Source organism: Psychrobacter sp. PAMC 21119, from assembly GCF_000247495.1.
In the GTDB taxonomy this organism is placed as follows: Bacteria; Pseudomonadota; Gammaproteobacteria; order Pseudomonadales; family Moraxellaceae; genus Psychrobacter; species Psychrobacter glaciei.
Genome location: NZ_AHVZ01000040.1, coordinates 85,705 through 110,161, shown reverse-complemented (window position 1 = coordinate 110,161; position 24,457 = coordinate 85,705). Strand labels below are relative to the sequence as shown.

Below are 24,457 nucleotides of genomic sequence, written 5' to 3'. Positions count from 1 at the left end.
ATTTAAAGCGTTTAACTATATTTCACCAAGGATCTCCTCATGGCAGCATCTAGCTCGTCGACTCGCACCCCTGGTCAGTCATATCGTCGTCAAGCACTGATTTGGTTGTTAGTGACCCTAGTATTGGGCGTTGCCACCGCTTTGGTCTGGATGTTTAGTCAAACACCAGCGATGGGTGCCAAGATTGAAAATGCCCCGATATCAGCTCCGCAAACATTAAGTGCCGAACTTGAGCAGCCGTTGGCCATCGAATCGCTACATGAGCTAGACACTGATGTGCAGCCGATCAGTTTTGATACGACGGTTCGTGATTTACGCAGTTATCCTGATGAGTTTAAAGACAAGCGTTATCTGTTGGCTAATAAAGGAAAATGGACCGTGCAGGTGATGAATGTTGCGGAAAACGAGGTGATTGTCAGTTATTTAGAGGGCCGTGAAGACCGTGAGAAGTTTTCGTACTTTCGCTATCTTGATGATAATAATCAGATCCGTTATATGCTGACTTATGGTTTGATGAGCAGTCCGCAAGAGGCTGTTGGTGCTGCCAAATTAATTGATTTCAGACTACCTGCCAATGTGCGTGTCTTGCCTGAAGAAATTAATCGCTATGTCAGTATCATCGACAATTATGAACGCCCTGATCCGGTCAAAGACTTGAGTGCTAGACGCACACAATCTGTTAATTTGCGTCCAACCAAACGTGAATTGCCGGTGCGTCAGACAACGCAAACTAATGATAGTGTCAATGAAAAAGCTGTCAGTAATAATGCCAATCGTGGCGGTCAAGAAGCAACTAATGATAGTAGCGAGGAAAGTATCCGTCAGTCGGTTGATACCTCTGCGACCTTGTCGGTCAATGAAGAACGTACTGTTGGTAATGAATCACAATCAATCTCTGAAGTACCGGCTAAAAACGAAAATGAGGCAAATAGGTCTAATCAGGACAATAAAACGCCTACGACATCAGGAACGGGTAATAATCCTATAAAAAAACCACCAGTGGTAGTAGCGCCAAAACCACCAAATACGAATAGCAGTAATGGTGCAAGTAGTAATTCGAACGCTACTGGTCGAGTCGCCAATACCAATCCTTCGAAAAATAATAGTGACAGCATGAAGGCGCTAATAGAAGATAAAAGCAACTGATTCTTATTGAGTGTTAATTGAATAATGAAACCCACTAACAAGAATAGTTAGTGGGTTTTTTAGTGTATTAGCACTCGTTCTGGCTGTGTTAAAACAACGTTTTAGAGACAGCTAGGCTTTATGTCTCTTGGCAGTTGAGTCTTAAATTTCTCTCTTTGTATTAAGTTTTTAATAGGGTTTTTCATTGTCCTATAACTAATAGTAATAAGTTGTCTTACAATTTATGGCTGATGAATCGATAGAAAAGACTAGATTTTTTGTTAAGCATTAACTAAGATGAGTATGGGCAACGCTCTGTATAGTTATCGTAAATAATGGTTTAACGAGCAGTCATTTAGTAACTTATTATTAGTGGTAAGATAGTTGCTTACTAAACGGTTGTCGCTTCAAGCGCGGCGATTGGCCCTCTATAGTAAGCTTATTACAAATCGCACAATCCCTGCTAGTGTCACTTCGATTAGGGTTACTAAGGCGCTTGTATATAGAGTGTCTGATATTCAATATTAATAAAATGCCATATTGTCGCATGCTCAACTAGCTGCTTATTAAGCCACGCTAGTAGGATGTAACACCAAGCGTTAATGAAAGTGCTAATGAGTGGGTAACTGGTATACAGGGTGTTATTTTACCCGGTTGCCATGGGCGGTTACTGATTGTTTATTGGTGCATTTTATTATTACACGAGTGGTCTGTTATTAGATTATCAAATGATTGGTTGCCAAAGCACTGTGAGAGTTAGAATTTCCTCTTATTCTCACAGCATAACTGTCTACTGAGCATCGCACTATTTATTAATTCGCATATACGAATATTTACCTACCAGCCCGTTCTGCCTGCGGTCACCAGTTTATACTCCGCATTGGATATATAAGCTGCCCGTTTACTCAAAAGGACAAGCTATGTCAATGATCTCTTCCCATACGCATTTGGCCACGCCGGATGACTTTTCTGATAACTGCGGCTTTGGTTTGATTGCTCATATTGAGGGACAAGCCAGTCACGATTTGGTAAAAACGGCTATTCATAGCCTCAGCTGTATGACGCACCGTGGTGGTGTTGCTGCTGACGGTAAGACAGGCGATGGTTGTGGTTTGCTATTGGCAACGCCCACGGCTTTCTTCAAAGACATTGCCCGCGAGCAGCAGTTAGCAATCACGGACAACTTTGCAGTGGGTATGGTATTTGTCAATTTGGACGATGACAAAGCCAAGCAAAGCCAGCAAGTGTTAAGCGATGAGATTACGGCTCAAGGGTTAGAAGTAGCTGGCTGGCGTGATGTGCCACTCGACTTGAGTATTGTTGGTGAGATTGGCCGTGAGACCTTGCCAGATTTTAAGCAAGTATTTGTCAATGCACCTGACACTTTAGATGCAGAAGATTTTAACCGTAAGCTGTTTGTCGCCCGCAAAAAAGCAGAGCAGCGTTTGGTGGATGATGAGCTGTTTTATGTGTGTTCGCTGAACTGTCAAACAATTATTTACAAAGGCTTGGTAATGCCTTCCGATCTACCAGCGTTCTTTTTAGATTTACAAGATGAGCGTTTGGCGTCGCATATCGTGGTGTTCCATCAGCGTTTTTCAACCAATACATTGCCGCGCTGGCCATTGGCACAGCCATTTCGTTATCTTGCCCACAATGGTGAACTGAATACCATCACGGGTAATCGTAACTGGTCTAAAGCACGTACGCCAAAATTAAAATCAGACAAACTGCCTAACTTAAATGAACTGACGCCATTAGTGAATAGCACCGGTTCGGACTCATCAAGCCTAGATAACATGCTTGAAGTACTGATGTCTGGTGGTATGAACTTGTTCCATGCAATGTCGATTCTGGTACCACCAGCGTGGCAGAATGTTGATAGCATGGATATGGATTTGCGCGCGTTTTACGAATTTTACTCGCAGCATATGGAAGCGTGGGATGGCCCAGCAGGCCTTGTGATTCAAGATGGACGCTATGCGGTCTGTATGCTCGATAGAAACGGCCTGCGTCCTTCACGTTGGGTGACGACCAAGAACGGCTATATTACCGTTGCGTCAGAGGTTGGCGTTTGGGATTACTCGCCACAAGATGTATTGGCAAAAGGTCGAGTCGGACCTGGTCAAATGCTGGTCATTGATACGTTGACCGGTCAAGTCTTAGATACGACTGCCATTGCAACCTTACTAAAAACCGCTCATCCATATCGTAAATGGTTACGTGAAGAAGCGACACGCGTCCGTGATGATGAGCGCTTAGAAGAAACCTTGGCAGCGCAAGCTTGCCGTGGTGATAAGCTAAAAGCCTTGCAGAAAATGTATCACATTACCAATGAAGAGCGTACAGAAATCATTCGTCCTAACGCTGAAAATGGTCAAGAGCCAGTTGGTTCGATGGGTGATGATACGCCAATGGCGGTACTGTCGCAGCAAATTCGCCATGTCGGTGACTTCTTCCGTCAGCAGTTCGCTCAAGTAACCAATCCACCAATCGATCCACTACGTGAATCCATTGTGATGTCGCTACAGACCTGCTTAGGTGCAGAAACCAACGTATTTGCGCCATCAGCTAGAGATGCACACCGTATTATTTTATCGTCACCAGTCTTGTCAGCCAGCAAAATGCAGCAGCTTGAAACCTTGGATGATTCGGCGTTCAAAATGGTGCGCATTGATCTGAACTATGACCGTACTGTAGAGTTGTCTGATGCTATCGTGGCTATCTGTGAGCAAGTAGCGACTAGCATCCGTGCTGGTAACACGCTGATCGTATTGTCTGATAAAGATATCGATGCCAACAAAGTACCAGCCAATGCCATCATGGTTACTGGTGCCGTACATCACTATTTAATTGGGCAAGGTATTCGTACTGATGCCAACTTGGTGATTGAGACAGGTCTGGCTCGTGACTCGCATCAAATAGCGGTATTGATTGGTTTTGGCGCGACATGTGTTTATCCGTACTTAGCTTATGACGTCATCGATGATTTGGTTGCCACTGGTGAGCTGCTTGGTGATCCGATTCAAGCGCGGGTTAATTTCCGCAAAGGATTGGATAAAGGACTGCTAAAAATCTTATCAAAAATGGGTATTTCTACCATTGTTTCTTATCGCGGTGCGCAGTTGTTTGAAGCAGTCGGCCTCTCAGAAGAAGTCGTCAATTTATGCTTTAAAGGCGTACAAAGTCGTATCAAAGGGGCTACCTTCGCAGACTTAGCTGCCGATCAAGCGCAGCTAGCAGCGAATGCCTTTAAACGTCGCGCGCCACTGGATCAAGGTGGTTTGCTGAAATTCGTCTTTAATAAAGAATACCATGCCTTTAATCCTGACGTGATTAACAGCCTACATACCGCTGTACGCACGGGCGATTATGACAATTATCGTAATTATGCCAATTTGGTTAATAGCCGTCCGGTCGCCACTTTGCGTGACTTATTGCAGTTAAAGACTGACAATCCTATCGATGTCAATGACGTCGAAGATATCTCCAAGATTCTGACCCGTTTTGACTCGGCTGGTATGTCGTTAGGCGCGCTATCTCCTGAAGCGCATGAAGCCATTGCTATGGCGATGAATACCATTGGTGGTCGCTCAAACTCTGGTGAGGGCGGTGAAGACCCAGTACGTTATGGTACCTTGCGCAACTCAAAAATTAAGCAAGTTGCCTCGGGTCGTTTTGGTGTAACTCCAGCGTATTTACGCTCAGCGGAAGTGATGCAAATTAAAGTGGCACAGGGTGCTAAGCCGGGTGAGGGTGGTCAGTTACCGGGTGGTAAAGTCAATGCCTTGATTGCCCGTCTGCGTTATTCAGTGCCGGGGGTGACGTTGATTTCACCGCCGCCGCATCATGATATTTATTCTATTGAAGATTTGGCGCAGCTGATTTTTGACTTAAAACAAGTCAATCCAGATGCCTTGGTTTCGGTCAAACTGGTCTCACGTCCGGGTGTTGGTACTATCGCTACTGGCGTGGCAAAAGCCTATGCCGACTTGATTACCATCTCAGGTTATGATGGTGGTACCGCCGCTTCACCATTGTCGTCTATCCATCATGCTGGTTCGCCGTGGGAGCTAGGTCTTGCTGAGACGCACCAGTCGTTGCGAGTCAATGGTCTTCGAGACAAAGTGCGTATCCAAACGGATGGTGGTCTAAAAACTGGTCTAGATGTGGTCAAGGCCGCTATCCTTGGTGCCGAAAGCTTTGGTTTTGGTACGACGCCGATGATCGCCGTTGGTTGTAAGTATTTGCGCATTTGCCATCTCAATAACTGCCCGACTGGCGTTGCTACACAAAAAGCTCAACTGCGTGATGAGCATTTCATTGGCGAAGCGGAAATGTTGATTAACTTCTTTAAGTTTGTCGCTACGGAGACACGTGAATGGTTAGCGGCATTGGGCGTGCGTAGTATGGAAGAGCTGGTCGGACGTACAGACTTGCTTGACGTGCTAGAAGGCAATACTGATAAGCAGCGCCATTTAGATTTATCACCACTATTATTTAGCCATCCGGCCAGTAGCGGCAAAGCGCAGACCTGTCAGGTAGAGCGTAATGAGCCATTTGATAAAGGCTTACTTGCAGAGCAAATGATTAGCGATATGCTGCTCAATATTCGTCAAGGTAATGGCGGCGATTATAGCTATTTTGTTGGTAACTGTGACCGATCTATCGGTGCTCGTATTTCTGGCGAGATTGCACAAGTATGGGGCAACCTTGGCATGAGTGATATGCCGATAAAACTTCGTTTGACTGGTACAGCAGGGCAGAGTTTGGGCGTGTGGAATGCTGGCGGCTTGAATATTGAGCTTGAAGGCGATGCCAATGACTATGTTGGAAAAGGCATGGCAGGTGGTGAGATTGTCATTTACCCACCTAAAAACTCAAACTTTATCGCCCAAGAAACAGCCATCATCGGCAATACCTGCCTATATGGTGCAACTGGTGGCAAGCTATATGCTGCTGGTACCGCAGGTGAGCGTTTTGGGGTTCGTAACTCTGGTGCGCATGCGGTCATCGAAAGCACTGGTGATCATTGCTGTGAATATATGACTGGCGGCATAATGACCATTCTTGGGCGTACTGGTCTCAACTTCGGTGCTGGTATGACGGGTGGCTTTGCTTATGTGCTCGACATGGAAGGGGATTTCTTTGATCGCTGTAATCATGAATTGATTGATTTAAACCGTATCTCAAGCGAGCAAACAGAAGAGCACCGTATTCACTTGCAACAAGTGATCGAGACTCATGTAGATAAAACTGGCAGTGCATGGGGTCAGACGATACTGGATGACTTTGAGCATTATGTACGTAAGTTTTACTTGGTGAAGCCAAAAGCGGCAAACATTGCGAGTCTCCTTAAAACCACGATGGCTGACCCACAGTAGCTTGTATTAAGTTGATTCAATCGATTAATTTAATCAGAGTCGCCAGCGTTCCGTTTTAAGACACGTTTTAACTCACAGGTTTCGAGTAGGTAAGTGGCAGCAACGACATAGAGGTCCTAAGTCCTGATGTATTAAGCATCGTTGCCTGCCACCACCCATCATATAAGAGCCTTATATTAAAGAGATAACACCATGGCAAAACGCTTAGAAAATAGCTTTCAGTTTTTAGATGTACCTCGGCTTGAGCCGACCAAAAAAGACATCGCGACGCGCTCAACAGAGTTTGTCGAGATTTACAAACCGTTTGAGAATGAATCAGTGGCGCAGCAGTCGCATCGTTGTCTTGAGTGTGGTAACCCGTACTGCGAGTGGAAATGTCCAGTACACAACTACATTCCAAATTGGCTCAAACTGGCGACAGAAGGTCAAATATTTCAAGCAGCAGAATTGTGCCACCGTACCAATACCTTGCCTGAGGTATGCGGACGAGTTTGTCCACAAGATCGTCTGTGCGAAGGTGCTTGCACGTTGAACGACGGCTTTGGTGCAGTGACGATTGGTAACGTTGAAAAATATATCAATGATACCGCTTTTGCACTCGGTTGGCGTCCAGATATGTCTGAGGTGGTATGGACAGACAAAAAAGTCGCGGTTATCGGTGCGGGACCAGCAGGTCTTGGCTGCGCAGATATCTTGGTCAGAAATGGCGTAAAACCTGTCATCTTTGATAAACGTCCTGAAATCGGTGGCTTACTGACTTTTGGTATTCCTGAATTCAAAATGGAAAAAGACGTCATGCGCAATCGCCGTGTGATTTTTGAAGACATGGGTATGGAATTCCGCCTAGAAACAGAAATTGGCACAGATGTCACTATTGATGAGCTATTGGCTGAATATGATGCAGTCTTTATGGGTATGGGTACGTACACCTATATGCGCGGCGGCTTTGCTGGCGAAGAGCTGACAGGCGTCTATGATGCGCTAGATTACTTAATCGCCAATGTGAACCGTTGTAATGATTGGGAAAAGGATGCTGAAGAGTACATCGACTTTAAAGGTAAGAGAGTGGTGGTATTAGGTGGCGGCGATACAGCGATGGACTGTAACCGTACCAGTATTCGTCAAGGTGCTGAGCAAGTGGTCTGTGCCTATCGCCGTGATGAAGAGAATATGCCGGGCTCACGCCGCGAAGTGGTCAATGCTCGTGAGGAAGGCGTTGAGTTTTTATTCAACCGTCAGCCTACTGAAATTATTGGCTTAAACGGTAAAGTGAATGGGGTAAAAGTCGTCACGACTCACTTGGGCGCACCGGATAATCGTGGTCGCCAGCGTCCTGAGCCGATTCCTAATTCTGAAGAGATTATCCCATGTGATGCAGTCATTATGGCGTTTGGTTTTAGACCAAGTCCTGCTGATTGGTTTGAGACTCAGCAAGTAGCGATGGACAGCTCTGGTCGCGTGTTGGCCGCAGAGAAACAAACCTTTAAATTCCAGACCCAGAATCCTAAAATATTTGCCGGTGGCGATATGGTACGTGGCTCTGACTTGGTTGTTACGGCTATTTGGGAAGGCCGCGAAGCTGCGGAAGGTATACTAGACTTCTTAGAAGTTTAATTAGATTTATTAAACTCAGCAATTTATAAGTAGCGTTTGAACATGAACGTCTTTTGTCTTTTGATAGGCAGGAGACGTTTTTTTTGATTAATGCTTTGTAAATAGAGAATCGACTGCTAGCATGTTTGTGAGTAACCTAGGTGATTTATCATTTATCTCGCTTATCAACTAAAACTCGCTTAACCACTAAAAAGAGTAGCCTTGCGTGAAACCAACCCTTTATCAGCATGTTACTGCGCCATTTATTGAGCCTTATGTCCGCTACCAACATGCAGATGTTTTGCATGCTATACGCTTAGGTACCGCTGTAATACTGGCTTTGTTAGTCAATAAAGTCACTAACTTCCCACATGGTGAATGGACGACCATTACGGTTTTTATCATCTTGGGATTATTACAGTATCAAGGCGCTATTTATACCAAAGCGAAAGAGCGCATACTGGGTACGCTATTTGGTATTGGCACTGCCTTTGGGGTTTTGTGGTTTAATCAAAACGCAGGTGCATGGCTATGGGTGGACTATGCGCTCATCGGTCTATTAAGCGGTATCATTGGTTATTTAGCGGTTAGAAATCTTGGATATACAGGGCTACTGACAGGTATTACCATGTTGATGATTGTCTCTGATCTAGGTAACAATAGTATCGGTCAAGACGGCATCTACCGCGCTCTAAATATCTTGTTGGGTACTGGCGTTGCGGTAGCCGTGACGCTGATTTTGCCGTTGAAGTCGACCTTGATGTGGCGGTTTTTATTGAGTAGTAACCTTGACGCTTGTAGTAGTCTCTACGCTGGCGTCGGCCATCACATTGATGCAACGGAGGGTGGAGTAGATGGGACAACAGATGACTCTGTGCAAAAGTTAAAACCCGTAGCCTTTCCTGTTAAGGAAGTGCCCGTTGATAGAGCATTGGTCACAGCGCTACAGCAGATTAACAAACGCCTGCTAGCCGTGCGTCCACATATCGCTGCGACAGCAAGTGAGTCAGGGATCGAGAAAGAAACGCTAGAGACGATTCAGCGTACTCATCGTAATATCATCGGCACGATTGATTTACTATTAAGTGCCGCGCCGCGCTTGGCGAATATAGAAATCGATGAAGAAAACCATGTCCTATTGATGCACTATCAGCATGAGCTGACCCAAGCCATGCATCATATGGCCGCGGTGCTACGTAGTCCAAGCGATGAAGTATTTCGCCCCATTACTCGTATTGCCGTCTCAGAGTATCCAAGCGTACAGCACTTGGCGTTTGAGTGGCAGGGGTATTTTTGGTTGACACAGACGTTGCAAACCCAGCTACAGCAGTTGAGCGACTTGCTACAAACCAGCAAGCCGCACTGGTTTGCAGCGTCAGGTCTGGGCTATCAACGCCGTGAGCAGCGCCGCATGAAAGAGCAGGGCGGCGAGACAGATCTGCATTTATAACACACAAAAAAAACGCTGACCATTTAAGATCAGCGTTTTTATTTTTAAAAGTATGCTTTATTTTTAAAACTCTAAATCGAGACTATTAACGTCCAGTTTTTAGCTTATCCCAGTACTGCTGATACACTTGCAACGCTTCATCACCGACATCTTCTTGAAATTCCGCTTTTGCCAGTATTTCTTGAGATGGATAAATCGTTGGATTGTTACGGACGCTTTCATCCATAAGCTCACGTGCTGCTATATTTGGTGACGCATAGCCGATCTCTTCACTCACGATTTTTGCATTCTCAGGGCGCAATAAGTAATCAATAAATTTGTGTGCTGCATCAACCTGCTTAGCGTTTTTTGGAATGACAAAATTGTCCATCCATAATATTGCGCCTTCACTTGGGTATTTATAAACCAAGCTGGTCAGACCTTCGTCATTGGCCATGACTGCCTCGCCATTCCATGTCATACCGAGCGATGTTTCACCTTCGATGTACGGCATACGTGTGGCATCAGAGTTAAAGGTTTTGACGTTTGGCATCAATGTGGTCAGTTTATCGTAAGCGGCTTTGATTTCGTCAGGATTTCTACTATTGCCTGAGTATCCAAGAGTCAGTAGTGCCATACCAAATACTTCACGCACATCATTGGTGAGCATCACTTGACCTTTATACTTAGGATCCCATAGGTCGTTCCAGCTATTCACAGTCGCAGGATCGACAGTGTCACCGTTGATGGCTAGACCTGTGCTGCCCCACATATAAGGGATTGAATATTTGTTTTCAGGGTCGACTTTGGTATTGGTGAATGAAGTATCAAGGTTTTTAAAGTTGCTTAATTTGGACTTATCTAGCTCTTGTAACAGCCCTTCTTTAGCCATCTTTTCGACATAATACGTTGATGGAATTGCCAAATCATATTGGCTAGAATCATCGAGTAGTTTGAGTTTGGCATACATCGCTTCGTTAGAATCAAATGTGGTGTAATTGACCGAGATGCCAGTCTCTTCTTCAAAACCATCTAAAATCTCTTGCGGCATATATTCTGACCAGTTATACAGATTGAGCGTCTCATTACTCGCGGCAGCGCTACCATCCGCCGCATTGTCAGAATTGCTACAGCTGGCTAGTGCCAAGCCAACAGCTGCCGCTAATAATGCTTTTGGCACTATGCGACCGATACGGGCTGAGGTATTAGTGGTTGGATGGGACGATGATAAATGGGTCAAAATATCTCTCCTAAAAGAATATGGGCAAAAAATTAGTGCTGAATAAAAAGTGACGCTGAACATGGTTCAAGCCATCACATTCCTACAGTAATGACCATCTATCATAACAATTTAGAGCATGACAATGTAGTTCTGCTTGGACACGATTAGGGCGTGTCTTAAACCCAAACCATCGGAATTATCAGCGCTTTCCTAAAGTGACACCAAATAAAAAGTCACACCAAATAAAACTCAACTATTGATTATTTAACCGAGTCTATTTAAAACTTACGTCTTGCTAGATAATTAATAATATAACAAACAAATATAGGTTGTTTTTTTTGTTAGCCTTATACCCTCAGTCATTGTCTGCGGCTAAAAAAGCATGTCATCTACCTAAAGGTTTAGCCTTGTAATAAAAAATTATCTAAGGATTTCAAAAATCTAGCGTAGACAGACAACCAACGACTATGCCTTTCAAAAGCTCAGTGATTCATGCATCAATCAATAGCTGATATCGAATCGGACTCTACCTAAATGATAGGTATCTTTCTGTTTTTATGTAACAAATTAATTTCATAGTCAAGAAGCTATAGGCTTTATGGTCTGATGAGCTGCTATAAATATAGATGTCATTATCAAGCCTAAAGTCCGTACAACCTTGATTTGAGCTTCGCTAACAAGCTCATCATGCGTCAAAAATCTGTTTACAGAATAATTTATTGTAAAGAAAAGTTATGTGAAAATAAGTGTAAGTTAACTAATAAATTAATAACACTTATAAGATTATTGTGATAATCTATATTTATAAACGGGCAATTGTTTGATATATTTATAAAGACTAAATTGGCTATCGATTTTATTAAACAGTCTAATGTTTGTTTTTTAGCTGGTTTATTTAGGAAAGATGTTTGAGCGTAAAGCGTGCTGTCCCTAGCATAACTAGAGCTGTTGGCCTATTTTTTGAGAGAACTATGTATTCTATACACAAGTTTGGCTATGAGACGATCATAGAAAGAGACTTTCTACAGTACTGCGGCAGTCCAGTGTCTGCTTTATTATTTAATCCGTCCTATCAATGGTTTGTATATGAAAAATACGCAATAGCCTATTTTAGCTATAAAAACACATTGATCAGTATCGGGGGGCTATTGGCTGATACTGCCAATAAACCAAAAATTCTAAAACATTTCCTAGATTTCTGTAATGAAAACAAACTCAACTATATGTTTTTGCACTTTGCCTCTGAAGATATCGATTTTTTGAATAAAGAAGGGGTTTTGGTCAATCAACTTGGGGCTTCATTTGTCATCGATTATAAAAAATATTCAATGCAAGGAAAACGGTTCCAGCAGATTCGGAATAAGATAAACAAGGCAAAAAGTAAAGACATCCAAGTTAGTGAAATTAAAAACCAAGCGAGTTATTTGAAGGTAAAAAATCAGCTTAGAATTATAAATAATGAATGGCTTAATAATAAAAATGCCAAGCTACTGAAAAATATTGTGATTGACTTTGAATCGATTGAATTAGGAAGTGACTTGCACAAAATTTTTATAGCAACGCATGAAGAAAAAATCATTGCTTATATTATTTATAGCAAAAACTTTGGCACGTATAATGGCTGGTTTCATAATTTGTCAAGAAATACGCAGGATGCGCCAAATGGTGTGATGCAGCTTATAAATAAAACTGCGATGGAGACGTTTGGAGATTTTTCTTATCTCAGTTTTGGTTTTACGCCTCTCGTTGATGTTACTTCAAAAATAAAAATAAAAAGATCGAATATATTCAATACTATCATAAAGTTTTTAGAAAATAGGGGCGGCGTTGTTTATCCTGCTAAGTCACAACGTCAATACAAAATGAGCTGGCGACCCCAAATTATTGAACCAGAGTACATTGCATTTCCCAATAAAAAAGCCCTTATTTCACTCTATACCCTTTTGAAATCAACCAATAGCATATAGTCAGGGCAATATAAAAGAGACACAGCGTGACTGGTATAGTCGATTCAATTTAAAAGTAGTACAAGGCAACCGAGTGTAGATGTATATGTGATACTTCAAGCGAGGTTAACGCTGTAATACTTTTATAGTGGAATGACTATATAAATTGTTTGTAGCCTCTGTCTGCGAAGGCACAGCAAGCAAGAAAAATTTTTACCAGTCACGCATTATATTTAGTATCTACTATATAAATACCAATAAATAATTTATGTGCATAAATTAGTGGTAAGAATACGGTACAACCAAACGATAGGTAAGCATAAATAGACTTGGAGCATGTAATGAATCCTTATAAATTAGGAAGCTTTGACTGGATGACATCTACTAAAGGAGTGTTAAGTACCAAAGAAAAGATACGTATCATCAATAGAACGATGGTGCCGACGACTATTGGTCTGATAAAAAATAAAATCAGCTATAACAATAGTGATAAAGGTATAACGGTGGAGCAATTACGGATACCAGATACCGCAATCATCAAAGAATCAATCAACGAGTTGACGAATAAGGCCAATCAGTCTTTGATTAACCATTCGTGGAGAACGTATTTTTGGGGTGGCGCACTTGGTCTGATTCATCAAAAAACATTCGATCATGAATCATTGCTCACCGCCTCATTACTCCATGATATAGGTCTGACTGAGGCGCATATCCATGATAAGGGGTGCAAGTGTTTTACGCTTGAGAGTGCTGAAAATTTTGAGCGGCTCGCAAGTAAAGTGGACTATCCAGTAGATAAAGTCGAGCTGGTTAAAGACGCAATTTGCATGCACATGAATGGATATATAGAAGAAGACGATCCAGTTGAGGTCAAGTTATTACAATATGGCGCTTCTTGTGATGTCATTGGAGAAAAATGGTCTGAGCTGCCTGAGTACTATAGAAATGACATCTTAAAACAATATCCTAGAAAAAACTTTAACACCGCATTTAAGCGCTTATTACGTGAGGAATCAAAGTCCGTAAAAAACTCCAGGACAGCATTATTAAGTGTCTTAGGGTTACCCATTATGATTGATATCAACCCTTTTAAAGAGTAGAGAGAATGATGACACGTAATTTTAAATTCAAGTCCGTACACGATGTTGTCGTTCAAATTTATGATGCCAAAGCCGACAAGAATAATGAAATGACCGCTGTGCTATTGCCAGCTATCGGTGTGCCCATCGTCAAGTATGAGCGTTTTATTCATCAATTGTCTCAAATTGGTTTTACGGTTATCGCGGCAGACTATCCTTACTGCGGCGCAAACACACCTCATGTTAATAAGTCTATCAACTACAACTATCGCGACTTAATAGAGGGCTTTATTCCTGAGCTTTTAAAACAGTCATCAACGAAAAAAACGATATTGATCGGGCATAGTTTAGGTGGACATCTGGCTACCTTATTTGCGACCACCACTACCATTCCTGTCATTGGCATTGCCACAGGAAATGTACATTACGCCAACTGGCAAGGAATAGAGAGGCTGAAAATATTAGGTTTTGCCGCTTTTATTAAAAGCATGTGCAAAGTATATGGATATTTTCCAGGATACAAAGTTGGGTTTGGTCGAAAAGAAACCAAAGACCTTATGAAAAACTGGTGTCATACGGTGTTGCATGGCAATTACACGTTTTATGCCGATCCGCTACCCAAAGCTGATGTATTGGGTTATTTCATCAGTATACACAACGACAGTTTTGCACCGCTTAGATCCACTGAATCGCTCGCCGATAATTTTTTAGAAAACCAAATCGTCATCGTCAAACTCCCTGTAGAAACAAAAGGTAACCCCCATAGCGCATGGTTAAAAAATCCAGAAGCCATTGTCAGTCATATTAAAAACTATAGGATGTGATGCTGTGTTAAAAAAAATAATGTACCTAAAAATAGAAAGTCTACTACTTTTCGTCCTTAGCATCGTAATGACGATTGTCTTAAAAGCTGAGATTAATTTTTATTATTACGTGCTGTTGTTTTTTTTAGTAGATATTGTGGGTTATGTGCCAGGGCGGATTTTTAACTATTTTAAAGGCGATGAAGTCACTCACAAAGCCTTTTATATTATATACAACTCGTTTCATAATCTGGTTACGATCACCTTAGTAAGTCTGCTTTGGTTTTATTATTTCAAAGATTTTAGCTTCTTGGCTCTATATCTGCATTTGTTTCTAGACAGAGGTATTTTAGGTAATTTTTTGAAGTCATCAACTGACACATATAAAACGCCAACCACTCAGCTTAGGAGCTAGAATGAACAACATAAATGGATTTTTGTTAGAGGTTGTCAACGCAAAACAAAGATTGTCACCTTCTGTTATCAGTGAGTGGTTTGATATAAAGTCAACGCAAAAGAAATTTGAAGGGTTTAAAGAATTGGAGTTTTTAGAACATCCATCTCTAAAAGAATCGCTTATACAAGAAATGTCATTCAAATCTTTAACTGAATATTACGCCTCAAAAGCTATTTTAGACATCATCAAAATAGCCCCCAGTATGGAGGAGTATGATTTTTTAAATACGTTACTCATTGATGAGACAAACCACAGTTTTTTGTTTAGAAATTATCTGATTGAAAATAATCTTATTGATTCAAAAAGATCAATGGAGCAAATGGCCTCTATTTTGAGCGACACCCATATGGACGTGGTTGAGCCATTTCAAGCATTTATTAAGCAGTGGGTCGTCAACAAAAACGACTTTTATGCTGGAATAATAATCATTACCATTATTTTAGAAGGAGTGCTTGCACCAAGTGCTGAACTCAGCGAAAAAAAATGGCTTCCCTTTTATCCTCGTGCTTCAGCTATTCAAAAATATGCAAATTCAGATGAAGTAAGACACCTCACTTTATGCTGCGATATTTTGAAAAAAGCCATAAAGAACAATGCTAATACGCTGCATACCTTAAAGAGCTGCATCGTTGAGGGCTTAGGAATATGGAATACCTCCAATATTAATAACATCATCATGAATAGAGAGATTCTTTTTCAAAAAGGCATGAATGACAATATTAATTTGTTAGAAAACTATTATCTGACAAAAGACGTCATGCTAAAAGACACCACTCCTGACAGTCGATTAAAAATATCCCACGAGATGGTAGAGGCGCTACAAAAATCTAGATTGAGAGATATCGGTATTGATTTATAACCATGAGATGGTGATATTTTTATCACTCAATGACATACAAGGTATTTTTTATGAATACGAATGCTGATGCTAATCACTATAACTCGAGCCTTATTTTTGAGCAGCCATTGGCCAGTCCAAATGAACTCAAAAATTATCTGGTCAAAAATAAACTGCTGTCAGCTTCTATTAGTAGCCAAGCCTATAAATACGAAAGCAGTTTGCTGACATTGTCTCAAATGGTTCGTAAGCAATCTGCATTGAATCCGAACTTGGGCATAGCGCTAACCATGCACCATCATATCGTCATGGTGCTGGCCAAATATAGAAACATATTTATAAATTCATCCGATGTGATAAACAACGTGTTGTATAAAGAATATCTAGTGGCTTCTGCTTTTTCAGAAGGAAAGACAGGAATCAGTGTGTTTGAACCTTCATCTTTTTTAAAAACCACAAATGAGGGTATAGATTTGCATGGTTACAAGCGTCCTTGTACGCTTTCATCGATTGCCGATCACTATGTTTTATCCGCTAACCATAAAGGCTCTCTGACGCTTTTATCGATTCCAGCTAACAAAAAAAACATCACTGTCAATAAGTTTTGGATCTCAGAGGTATTCACCTGCTGTGACAATAATGAAGTTGTTTTTAATAATGTGCCTATAAATAACAGCGAAATTACGACTCTCAAAAAAGAAGAGTTGGGTGCCTGTTTGATCTATGGATTGTCTCAATTTAATTTTTTAGCATCGAGTACCTATATAGGAATAGCGGATAGAATTTTAGATATTTTTCCGGAGCGATTAAAGATATTGTTTCATTTAAAAATAAAAATAGCTGAATACAAAAATATCAACAATACCTTGCTTGAGCAAATGGCTAGTATTTGCTCTAAGTCCGAGGTATCGGAACATGATTTGAATTCTATATTGACACTCAGATATCTGCTAGAGGCCAACTTAGATAGTATTTCTAATTTCATATTCGATAATTGCGGTGGCGTCACAGTTATGTCTAATCCAGAGATTATGTCGCTGACCAATCACTTAAGAATGTTTAAATATCACCCAACCAGTAAATTTCAGTTTTATAGTCATTTATTACAGGAGGCCGTATAAAAATATCCATTTAAAGTAAATAGACTTGTAAATTAATATTATAAATAAAGCCCAGCTTTTTACCCATAAAATTAATTAAAAAAGGATGTTTTGATATGCTATTGAATGAATATAGAGAAAGTCTCATAGAAAAATTTGGTCTGCATCTGTCGCCTCAGTCGGCTAAAGGTAATGTCATAACGCTCAGCAATGGAGACAAGATATACGATTACTTGGCTCAATATGGTGCGTTGCCTTTTGGACACAATCCCAAGTTTTTAAAAGAGTGCGCCATAAATTTTCTGTCAACCGATCAGATAAATTTTGTCCAGCCAAACATCCATCCTGCTGCATCAAAACTTGCTGAAACACTGACGGCACTGGTCAATAGTGAGTTATACACGCGCTGTGTTTTGACTAATAGCGGTGCTGAAACGGTTGAGGCCGCCATAAAACTTGCCAAAATTAAGACAAGAAGAAAAAAGATTCTTGCCGTTTATAAAGGGTTTCATGGCAAGACTTTTTCGGCGCTGTCTGCCAGTGGCTCTCACAGGTTCAAAATGCTTAATATACATGATGACATCAATTATGATTATATAGAGGTTGGTGACAGTGATGGATTGCATAGCAAGCTTGCCAGTAAGGAGTATGCCGCTTTTATCATTGAACCTGTTTTAGGTGAAGGCGGAATGATCACTGTGCCTCATGAGTTTTTGGCATCTGCAGTCAAGCTATGTGAAGAGACAGGCACGCTCTCAATCTTTGATGAGATCCAAACGGGTTTGGGTAGGTTGGGTGATATCTGCGTCGCAAAACAATTGAATATCTATCCAGACTGTCTATTATTTTCAAAAGCGTTGGGCGGTGGTCTAGTCCCAATAGGGGCGATGATTTATAAAGAAGCGTGCTATGATTTAAATTTTGATAAAAAACACAGCTCTACTTTTGCAAATAATGGGTATGCTTCTACTATCGCCACTGCAACCCTAAATGGGCTTATGAGTGACAATAAATCAGCGTTAAAGCATGTTAAAAAACTCAGCCAACACGTTGATAAACTCAAAGATACCTTGTTACACAAATATTCAGACATTTTGGCTGTTTCTGGTAGCGGACTCATGCGAGCTTTTACGTTTTATGACGCGCTTGCAAAGAACAACATACTGGTGAATTTTTGTCAAAACAGCGGCAGTATGGCATATATCATCTGCGGGTTTTTGATGAAAATGCACAAAGTATATGTTATGCCCCTATTGTCTCAACCCTGCTCCATCCGATTTGAGCCACCTTTAAATATAAGCTATGAAGATGTCGATAAGTTTTTTGCTGCGATAGAACATGTCTGTCTATTAATAAAAAATGGCCGCTACGACATGCTTTTTGGCACCATGATAGAGGCAAGAGGGCTGCCATCAGTAGAAAAAAAATACCCAGTGTCTTTTGTTCCTAACGTGATTATGTCAGACGATGAGAGCACAAATGAAGGTCTGATAAAGGGCAAGAAGTTTGCCTTTTTTATTCATTCAACGTCTCGTGATGATCTGATTCATAGCTTTCCTTATTCAGTAAAAAACAACTATACCACTGAGCAAAAGATAGAGCTGGCTGATAAGATCTTTGAGATATCAAGAATTGATTATAGCCCAGATGTTGCTGTTAAGTTTTCAGTAAATAATGACAAAAACGCTTCGAGTGGCATGTTTATTTTTTCGCCTTTAGCACCAAAAGATATGATGAATCTTACGCAAGCGCAGAGATTGGATCTGATGCTTGAGTACATTCAGATTGCCAAAGACAACGACGTCGAATTGGTAGGTTTGGGTGCATACACTTCTGTTATTTCTGCAGGCGGGATGACCTTATTGCCACATTTAGAGGATCTGCTTGTCACAAATGGAAACTCGCTGACAGCGCTGTCAACGGTCGAGAGTATTTTTTCTATTATTGGCGATAAAGAGGTCGCTGATGAGTATGCTGTCATCGTAGGTGCGCGCGGCTCTGTTGGCAAGGTATGCGTGGCAGGGCTGGCGCATAGATATGGTCATTTGATATTGGTCGGACGACAAGGCAGCGAGGATAAAATCAAAAAAGACATACTGCCTTATTTGCTAGAGAGCTGTCTTGACACCAGCAACAAGATATCTGCCGGATCGTTTTTTGATAAATTAAAAAGAGTGTTGACCACCCGTCATTTTAACATTGAATCCATAGATATCGATGACTTCTACTTTGAGCTAGAAAAAATAGGCTTAAGCATTGATTCTGACTATGAAGCATCGTTTTTAAAGGCAGATGTCGTCGTTTCAGCGACAAGTGAAGGTAAAGCATTCCTCAGTACGGACTATTTAAAGCGTAGTGCCATCGTGTTCGACGCTGCCCGTCCTTTTGATTTTATTGCAAATAATGACTTTACCATTTATGAAGGAGGGTTAGTGACTCAGCCCAATACAACCTATTATAGTGACTGTAATATGGTGAAATCCCCTCCTGGTATCAATCTAGCTTGTTTGTCTGAGACGATTGCCTTGGCATTGGACGCAGCAGGAGACAGAGTCAGTCTTGGTAAGAGTGTCAACTATGCCAATGCAAGCTCTATATTAGACATCGCGCTATCGCAAGGGTTTACGCCTGTTAGATACGATACGGACAAGGGTGAAGGTAAGGCACACACGCTCAAAGAGGGAGGTGATACCGTCGCTGTACTGTCGTAGCGATATGTGACTATATAAGTCTTTGGCCTGAGTCTTGGACATAAATAATATAAGAGTCATCCCAGTAGATACACAGTGCTGCTGGGATGACTCTTTTTTGACTGCCATACGCTCTAGCAGCCCATCAATCGTCCAAAATTACACCAGTAGACCTAAATTTTCAGTAAGCCTAAGGGTTTTTACTATGAATGGATAATATGCCTGAGCCTACGCACAAATGCCTCAGACATTTATTACCATAGGCAAATGCCCAAGCACCGCCTGTATGCCATATTCTTCAATCGTACCAGTGACAAAATCAGCACGTTCTATCAGAGCAGGTTGTGCATCGCCCATCGCTACTGCATATCCAACCAAGTCAAACATCTCTAGATCATTCATACCATCACCAAATGCCATGCACTCGCTTGCATCTACCGCATAATATTCGCACATATCTTTTATACCTCGTGCTTTAGACGCATCGGCTGGTAGGATGTCTGCACCAATCTGATGCCAGTGCACCAGTTTTAAATCATACTGCGCAAAGTCGACATTTTGCATTTTTTCTTGTTGATTATTAAAAAATACCGAGCATTGATAGACAGTGTTTGACTTGTAATACTCAGGGTCAACAACAGAATTGGGTGTGACAGCATTGAACTCGCGCAAACGGTCATTTTCACCTGACCATGCGATATGGGTTGCCGAGTCAAACTTATGAATCAAATCACTCTGCTGGCACAGGCGTACTATTTTATCTGTTTGCTCAGCGGACAACGGATAGTGGCTGATCCGGCCGCTTTTATCAAAACTATACTGTCCATTCATACAAATAATGGCATCTAAGACATCAGCTTCGAGCAAGGCTAAAATATCTGCTGGCAATATCGCTTTGGAGCGTCCCGTTGAAATCACCAGCTTAATATTAGTACCTGCAAGCTGCTCAAGGGTCGCTTTGTTGTGTTCGGCGATAATACCGTTACGGCTCAAAGTATCATCGATGTCAAAAAAGATGATCTTGGGTGTCGATATTTTAGTGGTCATACTTTCTTTGGCAATCTTATCTTCGATAAACATGATGTTCCTATTATTTTTAGTCGTTTCAATACCAATGATTTAGATACTACTACAACACACCCAAAGAGATAAATAACTATCGAGTAACCTGTGATGTTGCAAATTTAGCTACTGATGCAGTATTCATTCTGCTGGCGGTGCGATTGATTACCGCTTGTGCAAAGGATTAACAAAAATCCTAAACGATATTATTAACTTAATAGTGTCGATTCATTGTAAGGTTATATTTAATTATCAAAATTAATTCATAAGATGAGATGGATTTTTTTCATTCTTATGAGGTGCCAGTAGGAATTGAGATGGTCGCAGAATACCGTAGCCGTGAAGGTGAGGTGGGCGGTGCATATAAACCGCCTTGCTCAGGTGGCAAAAACCATCTGTATACGGTAGATGTGCAAGCATGGCAAAGCGATAGTGTCCGTGCTGAGACAACGGTTGAGATGGGTCGCTATTGATGCTTTGATTGTTTTTGATAGAGAGTTGGCAGTCGTCTATGATGCGTTACGTTACTAGTTGGTTTCTATTTTGGGCTTAAATTGCGGTTAATAGGCAAATACAGATTAGACTTTTGAACGATTAGAATAATGCTATTACACTGATTTTGACAACTTTTATAGTACTATTTTACTGTGATAGACGCTGCGTGCTATCCCGTTAAAATTTTCATGCTATAACTCTAAAAAATCATGATGGATGATAAAAAATCGGTCAAAATCTAAAAATTTTATTGATTATACTTTACCTTAAAGTGTATCTTAAATTAGATTAGGTTCTCACAAATAAGGTTTCTTATGACTATAACGACAAGCCAACCTTCAAAAGATAGAAAAACGCATGGCGAGCATATTCTTATCCACATGACATATATCGCAAAAAATGTCGAACTAAATTCGGGCATTGAGTTGACTCGCGCACTTGAATATTGGCGCAGATATTTTGAAGAAAACGATATCGTTTCAGCTTTAGTTATTAGTGAAGGCTATTTTGTTCAAAGTTTTCAAGGGACAAGGCCTGCTATCAATACTGCCTTAGCAAAAATATTTGATGAGCATTCAACCATTTTTCCTAATATTGTTAATATAGAGGAAATAGAATCGCGTCAATGGAATGGGTTTTTAGTCAAACATCTAACATCAAGCGTTGAAGATGAAGAGTATGCCCTAAAAAGCTTCTCAGCAGGTTCTGACTATAATCCCTATCTAATGACAAGTACTCAGATTGAAAGCTTTTTGACAGCAGTTTTTGAAGATGCTGACTCTAACAAGTCTTAGATGAGTTTTCTATTCTGACCAGCTTAAAGAGGCCGTCTATACATTGTGTATAGGCGGCTTTTTAATAAGAGTAAGTTTTGTTTCACATATCTATAAAATGTGCTGACTTAGTAATGAGGTAAAGTTTTAGCTGATACTCGCAACATTTAACTGATGAGAAAACGTTGGTCAGTCGTATTGTGGAGTTTAAGGTTAGGGCTGAACTATATTACTAACAAGAGGAACAATATAATTTGTTGAAACTGATACTAAGCTAAAGTGTTGATACTTTAGGTTGTTGTATTTATTTCTAATAATTTCTTTTCTATACCACCAAATAAACTGTTGAGGAATAATCGACTCTCTGTCTTCACCACGACTTTTCAATGTTGGATATTCATTTAGATTAACTATTAAGTCAGGGTAGTTCTGTTCAATTGATTCAAATAGAATTGAAGTATCAATAATTTTGGACAAGCTTTTATAAGTAGCTTCATCAAAACCTTCTTTACTTGTAGTTCCATTTGTAAGACTCGTAAAAGTAGGAACGTAATCGTTAAGGATTTTATAAATAGTTGCTGGATCTGAACTAACTAATGACTTTACATAACCGTTCAAACGGTTTTTATCCATATACTCACTTAATATCCAAAAAACACGTGATAGCAAATCAGGTTTTTCAAAAGTAATGTCAATAGTCTCAATCTTAGAAAAGATTTTTTCCCCTAGATATGCACCTAACTCCTTTCTCTCATCTAAACTAAAACAGTCAGGTTTAGGGTTCTTGTTCTCACTGTGATATAGCCACCTAAATAATTCAATTTGGTATTCAAGTGTTGGAGCATTGTCAAATGTAAGTTTCGCAATGTTTATCTGCTTGTCTTTTCTAGTATTAATTATCATATCTGCGATTAACACTACAGATTGGACAAGAGGATTAAATGAAAGAGAGGTTCTAGTATCAGGAATAATATCACCAGATTGCGCTATAGATAAAATAAGTGGCTGGTAAACACCACTACTCCAGTCAATTTGGCTATGTAATTTTTGTATTACCTTTTCAGCGTTTTTGGGTGTTATGAAGTCCTTTAGAGGATTGTCTTGATAATTATAAGGCGCATCCCAGTTATTTATCTCTCTCAATATTTGGGTGACTGCTACGTCAGATACGTCATTAGGCGATACTGAGTAACCAAAGTATCTTGAAAAGTAGTTTTTCGAGCAAATATCTTGGTTATCGTTCCATGATTTTAGTGAATCATTACCGTAGTACATTCTTCCATAAACAGCCTGTAACTTAGGAAAAATACTTTCTAATAATCTGATAACGTTTGTCTTATTATGTGAGTCAATATCACTTAACGCATTATCAACTAAACTTTTAATGAAGCCTTTTTCTGTATCAGATTTCGAATCACTACCTGTAGGAAAAATTCCTACAAACGATAATTCATTGTCCCTAATAATTTCATATAGTTTTGGATAAAAAGTTCTAACACCTTCAATTAGCATCAAATCAATAGGATTAACTTCACCTTTCAAAATAGGTAAAGAAAACATAACTACATTGCCATATAACTTTGCCTTTCTTGGTGTTGTAATGCAGCTATCAAATGCAGCGACAAAATGTCGAGAAAATTCTTGAGCTTGCTCATCAGTTAGTTGGATATTGGCTAGATCAAGAGCTGTATCCACCCCTTGAAAACAAAAACCTCTTAAAGTTTGTTTATCGATATATGGTAAGTGCAATGGCACTTGAATAATTTTTTCTAAGAACGCTTCGCCTGAATTGCCTTGGGTGGTCGAATATCTATCTTGTAAAGATGAAGCGACGATATCTTTATCAAACGCAAGAATGTAAGAGGTATACCGAAAATCGGCTGTTAGTTTTACTAGACGAAATAAAGCATGAATTTCGGTCTTATCTAACCTATCAACATCATCAATCAAGACCAATATACGCTTTTGAGATTTTTCTAAAAGCTGTTCAGTTCTACTCTTGAAAATATTTATGTCGGGCATTGAAATGTAAGACGATACTATGTCGCCTACTACTCCCATGCCAGCAGCACTAGATACAGGTTTTAAGATTTTATTACCAATATCTTTAAGTTTATCTTCTCTAGTCTCTAACTTAGCGTCTAAAGAATCAGCTATCTGGTTAAAAAATCCCATTAAGAGCTGATCTTCTGTACCAAATCGCCAAGGATTAAATTTTATACATATAACATCATCGTTTGTATTAAGAGATTGTTCAATAAAGTTGAGGACTGACGTTTTACCATCGCCCCATTTACCATAAAGGCCAATTACGATACTGCTTGGGTCACGACGATTAGCAATTACTTGTGCTACTCGTTCAGAAAATTTCCAACGAGAAAATATATCTTCTCCTTTAGTAGAAACTGGAGCATCGGACGAGTAGTTTTCAGTTGTCATTTCAATCCTTAATGAACTGAGC

15 protein-coding genes are annotated in these 24,457 nt (G+C 40.4%); 12 read left to right on the top strand and 3 right to left on the bottom strand.

The features are described from left to right. Positions 1 to 39: 39 nt before the first annotated feature. The 4 genes from RH96_RS13250 (at position 40) to RH96_RS13235 (ending at position 9,552) form a co-directional block, all read left to right on the top strand. On the top strand, positions 40 to 1,146 hold the full coding sequence (locus tag RH96_RS13250; protein WP_026037373.1) for a hypothetical protein: 1,107 nt from the start codon (positions 40 to 42) through the stop codon (positions 1,144 to 1,146). Positions 1,147 to 2,045: 899 nt separating this feature from the next. Next, complete coding sequence (gltB, locus tag RH96_RS13245) at positions 2,046 to 6,509, top strand: glutamate synthase large subunit (RefSeq protein WP_010201702.1); 4,464 nt, start codon at positions 2,046 to 2,048, stop codon at positions 6,507 to 6,509. A gap of 192 nt (positions 6,510 to 6,701) precedes the next feature. After that, positions 6,702 to 8,123, top strand: coding sequence for a glutamate synthase subunit beta (locus tag RH96_RS13240; protein WP_010201701.1), 1,422 nt, complete (start codon positions 6,702 to 6,704; stop codon positions 8,121 to 8,123). A 205-nt stretch (positions 8,124 to 8,328) separates the two neighbouring features. Next, positions 8,329 to 9,552: an FUSC family protein gene (locus tag RH96_RS13235; RefSeq protein WP_010201700.1), complete on the top strand. Its 1,224-nt coding sequence runs from the start codon at positions 8,329 to 8,331 to the stop codon at positions 9,550 to 9,552. 85 nt (positions 9,553 to 9,637) lie between these two features. On the opposite strand, the gene RH96_RS13230 is transcribed toward RH96_RS13235, so the two are convergent. After that, positions 9,638 to 10,771 (bottom strand): ABC transporter substrate-binding protein, encoded by a 1,134-nt coding sequence (locus RH96_RS13230; RefSeq protein ID WP_010201699.1) that lies wholly within the window; start codon positions 10,769 to 10,771, stop codon positions 9,638 to 9,640. Between the two features lie 890 nt (positions 10,772 to 11,661). Between RH96_RS13230 and RH96_RS13225 the strand changes: the two genes are divergently transcribed. From RH96_RS13225 to RH96_RS13195, 6 genes are all read left to right on the top strand, one after another. Then, entirely contained in the window at positions 11,662 to 12,720 is a 1,059-nt protein-coding gene (locus RH96_RS13225) for a DUF2156 domain-containing protein (RefSeq protein ID WP_010201698.1), read from the top strand. A gap of 320 nt (positions 12,721 to 13,040) precedes the next feature. Further along, a complete protein-coding gene (locus tag RH96_RS13220) occupies positions 13,041 to 13,799 on the top strand; it encodes an HD domain-containing protein (RefSeq protein WP_010201697.1) in 759 nt (252 codons plus the stop codon). 5 nt (positions 13,800 to 13,804) lie between these two features. Then, the gene (locus tag RH96_RS13215; protein ID WP_010201696.1) at positions 13,805 to 14,602 is read left to right on the top strand and encodes an alpha/beta fold hydrolase; all 798 of its coding nucleotides are present in this window, start codon (positions 13,805 to 13,807) and stop codon (positions 14,600 to 14,602) included. Positions 14,603 to 14,997: 395 nt separating this feature from the next. Continuing rightward, the gene (locus tag RH96_RS13205; RefSeq protein ID WP_010201694.1) at positions 14,998 to 15,897 is read left to right on the top strand and encodes a hypothetical protein; all 900 of its coding nucleotides are present in this window, start codon (positions 14,998 to 15,000) and stop codon (positions 15,895 to 15,897) included. 50 nt (positions 15,898 to 15,947) lie between these two features. Further along, positions 15,948 to 16,997, top strand: coding sequence for an acyl-CoA/acyl-ACP dehydrogenase (locus tag RH96_RS13200; protein ID WP_010201693.1), 1,050 nt, complete (start codon positions 15,948 to 15,950; stop codon positions 16,995 to 16,997). Positions 16,998 to 17,092: 95 nt separating this feature from the next. Continuing rightward, positions 17,093 to 19,687 carry an aminotransferase class III-fold pyridoxal phosphate-dependent enzyme gene (locus RH96_RS13195; RefSeq protein ID WP_010201692.1) on the top strand — a complete coding sequence of 865 codons (2,595 nt, stop codon included), beginning with the start codon at positions 17,093 to 17,095 and terminating at the stop codon, positions 19,685 to 19,687. A gap of 222 nt (positions 19,688 to 19,909) precedes the next feature. Here the strand turns inward: RH96_RS13195 and RH96_RS13190 are convergent, their stop codons facing one another. Then, complete coding sequence (locus RH96_RS13190; RefSeq protein ID WP_010201691.1) at positions 19,910 to 20,746, bottom strand: HAD family hydrolase; 837 nt, start codon at positions 20,744 to 20,746, stop codon at positions 19,910 to 19,912. A 257-nt stretch (positions 20,747 to 21,003) separates the two neighbouring features. Here RH96_RS13190 and RH96_RS15000 point away from each other — a divergent pair, with 257 nt between their 5' ends. Together RH96_RS15000 and RH96_RS13180 are read left to right on the top strand one after the other, a co-directional pair. Continuing rightward, positions 21,004 to 21,201, top strand: a complete 198-nt coding sequence (locus RH96_RS15000) for a hypothetical protein (protein ID WP_141629769.1) — start codon at positions 21,004 to 21,006, stop codon at positions 21,199 to 21,201. Between the two features lie 336 nt (positions 21,202 to 21,537). Beyond that, positions 21,538 to 22,017, top strand: a complete 480-nt coding sequence (locus RH96_RS13180; protein WP_010201690.1) for a BLUF domain-containing protein — start codon at positions 21,538 to 21,540, stop codon at positions 22,015 to 22,017. Between the two features lie 192 nt (positions 22,018 to 22,209). On the opposite strand, the gene RH96_RS13175 is transcribed toward RH96_RS13180, so the two are convergent. Further along, the gene (locus RH96_RS13175) at positions 22,210 to 24,435 is read right to left on the bottom strand and encodes a P-loop NTPase fold protein (protein WP_010201689.1); all 2,226 of its coding nucleotides are present in this window, start codon (positions 24,433 to 24,435) and stop codon (positions 22,210 to 22,212) included. Between the last annotated feature and the right edge of the window lie 22 nt (positions 24,436 to 24,457).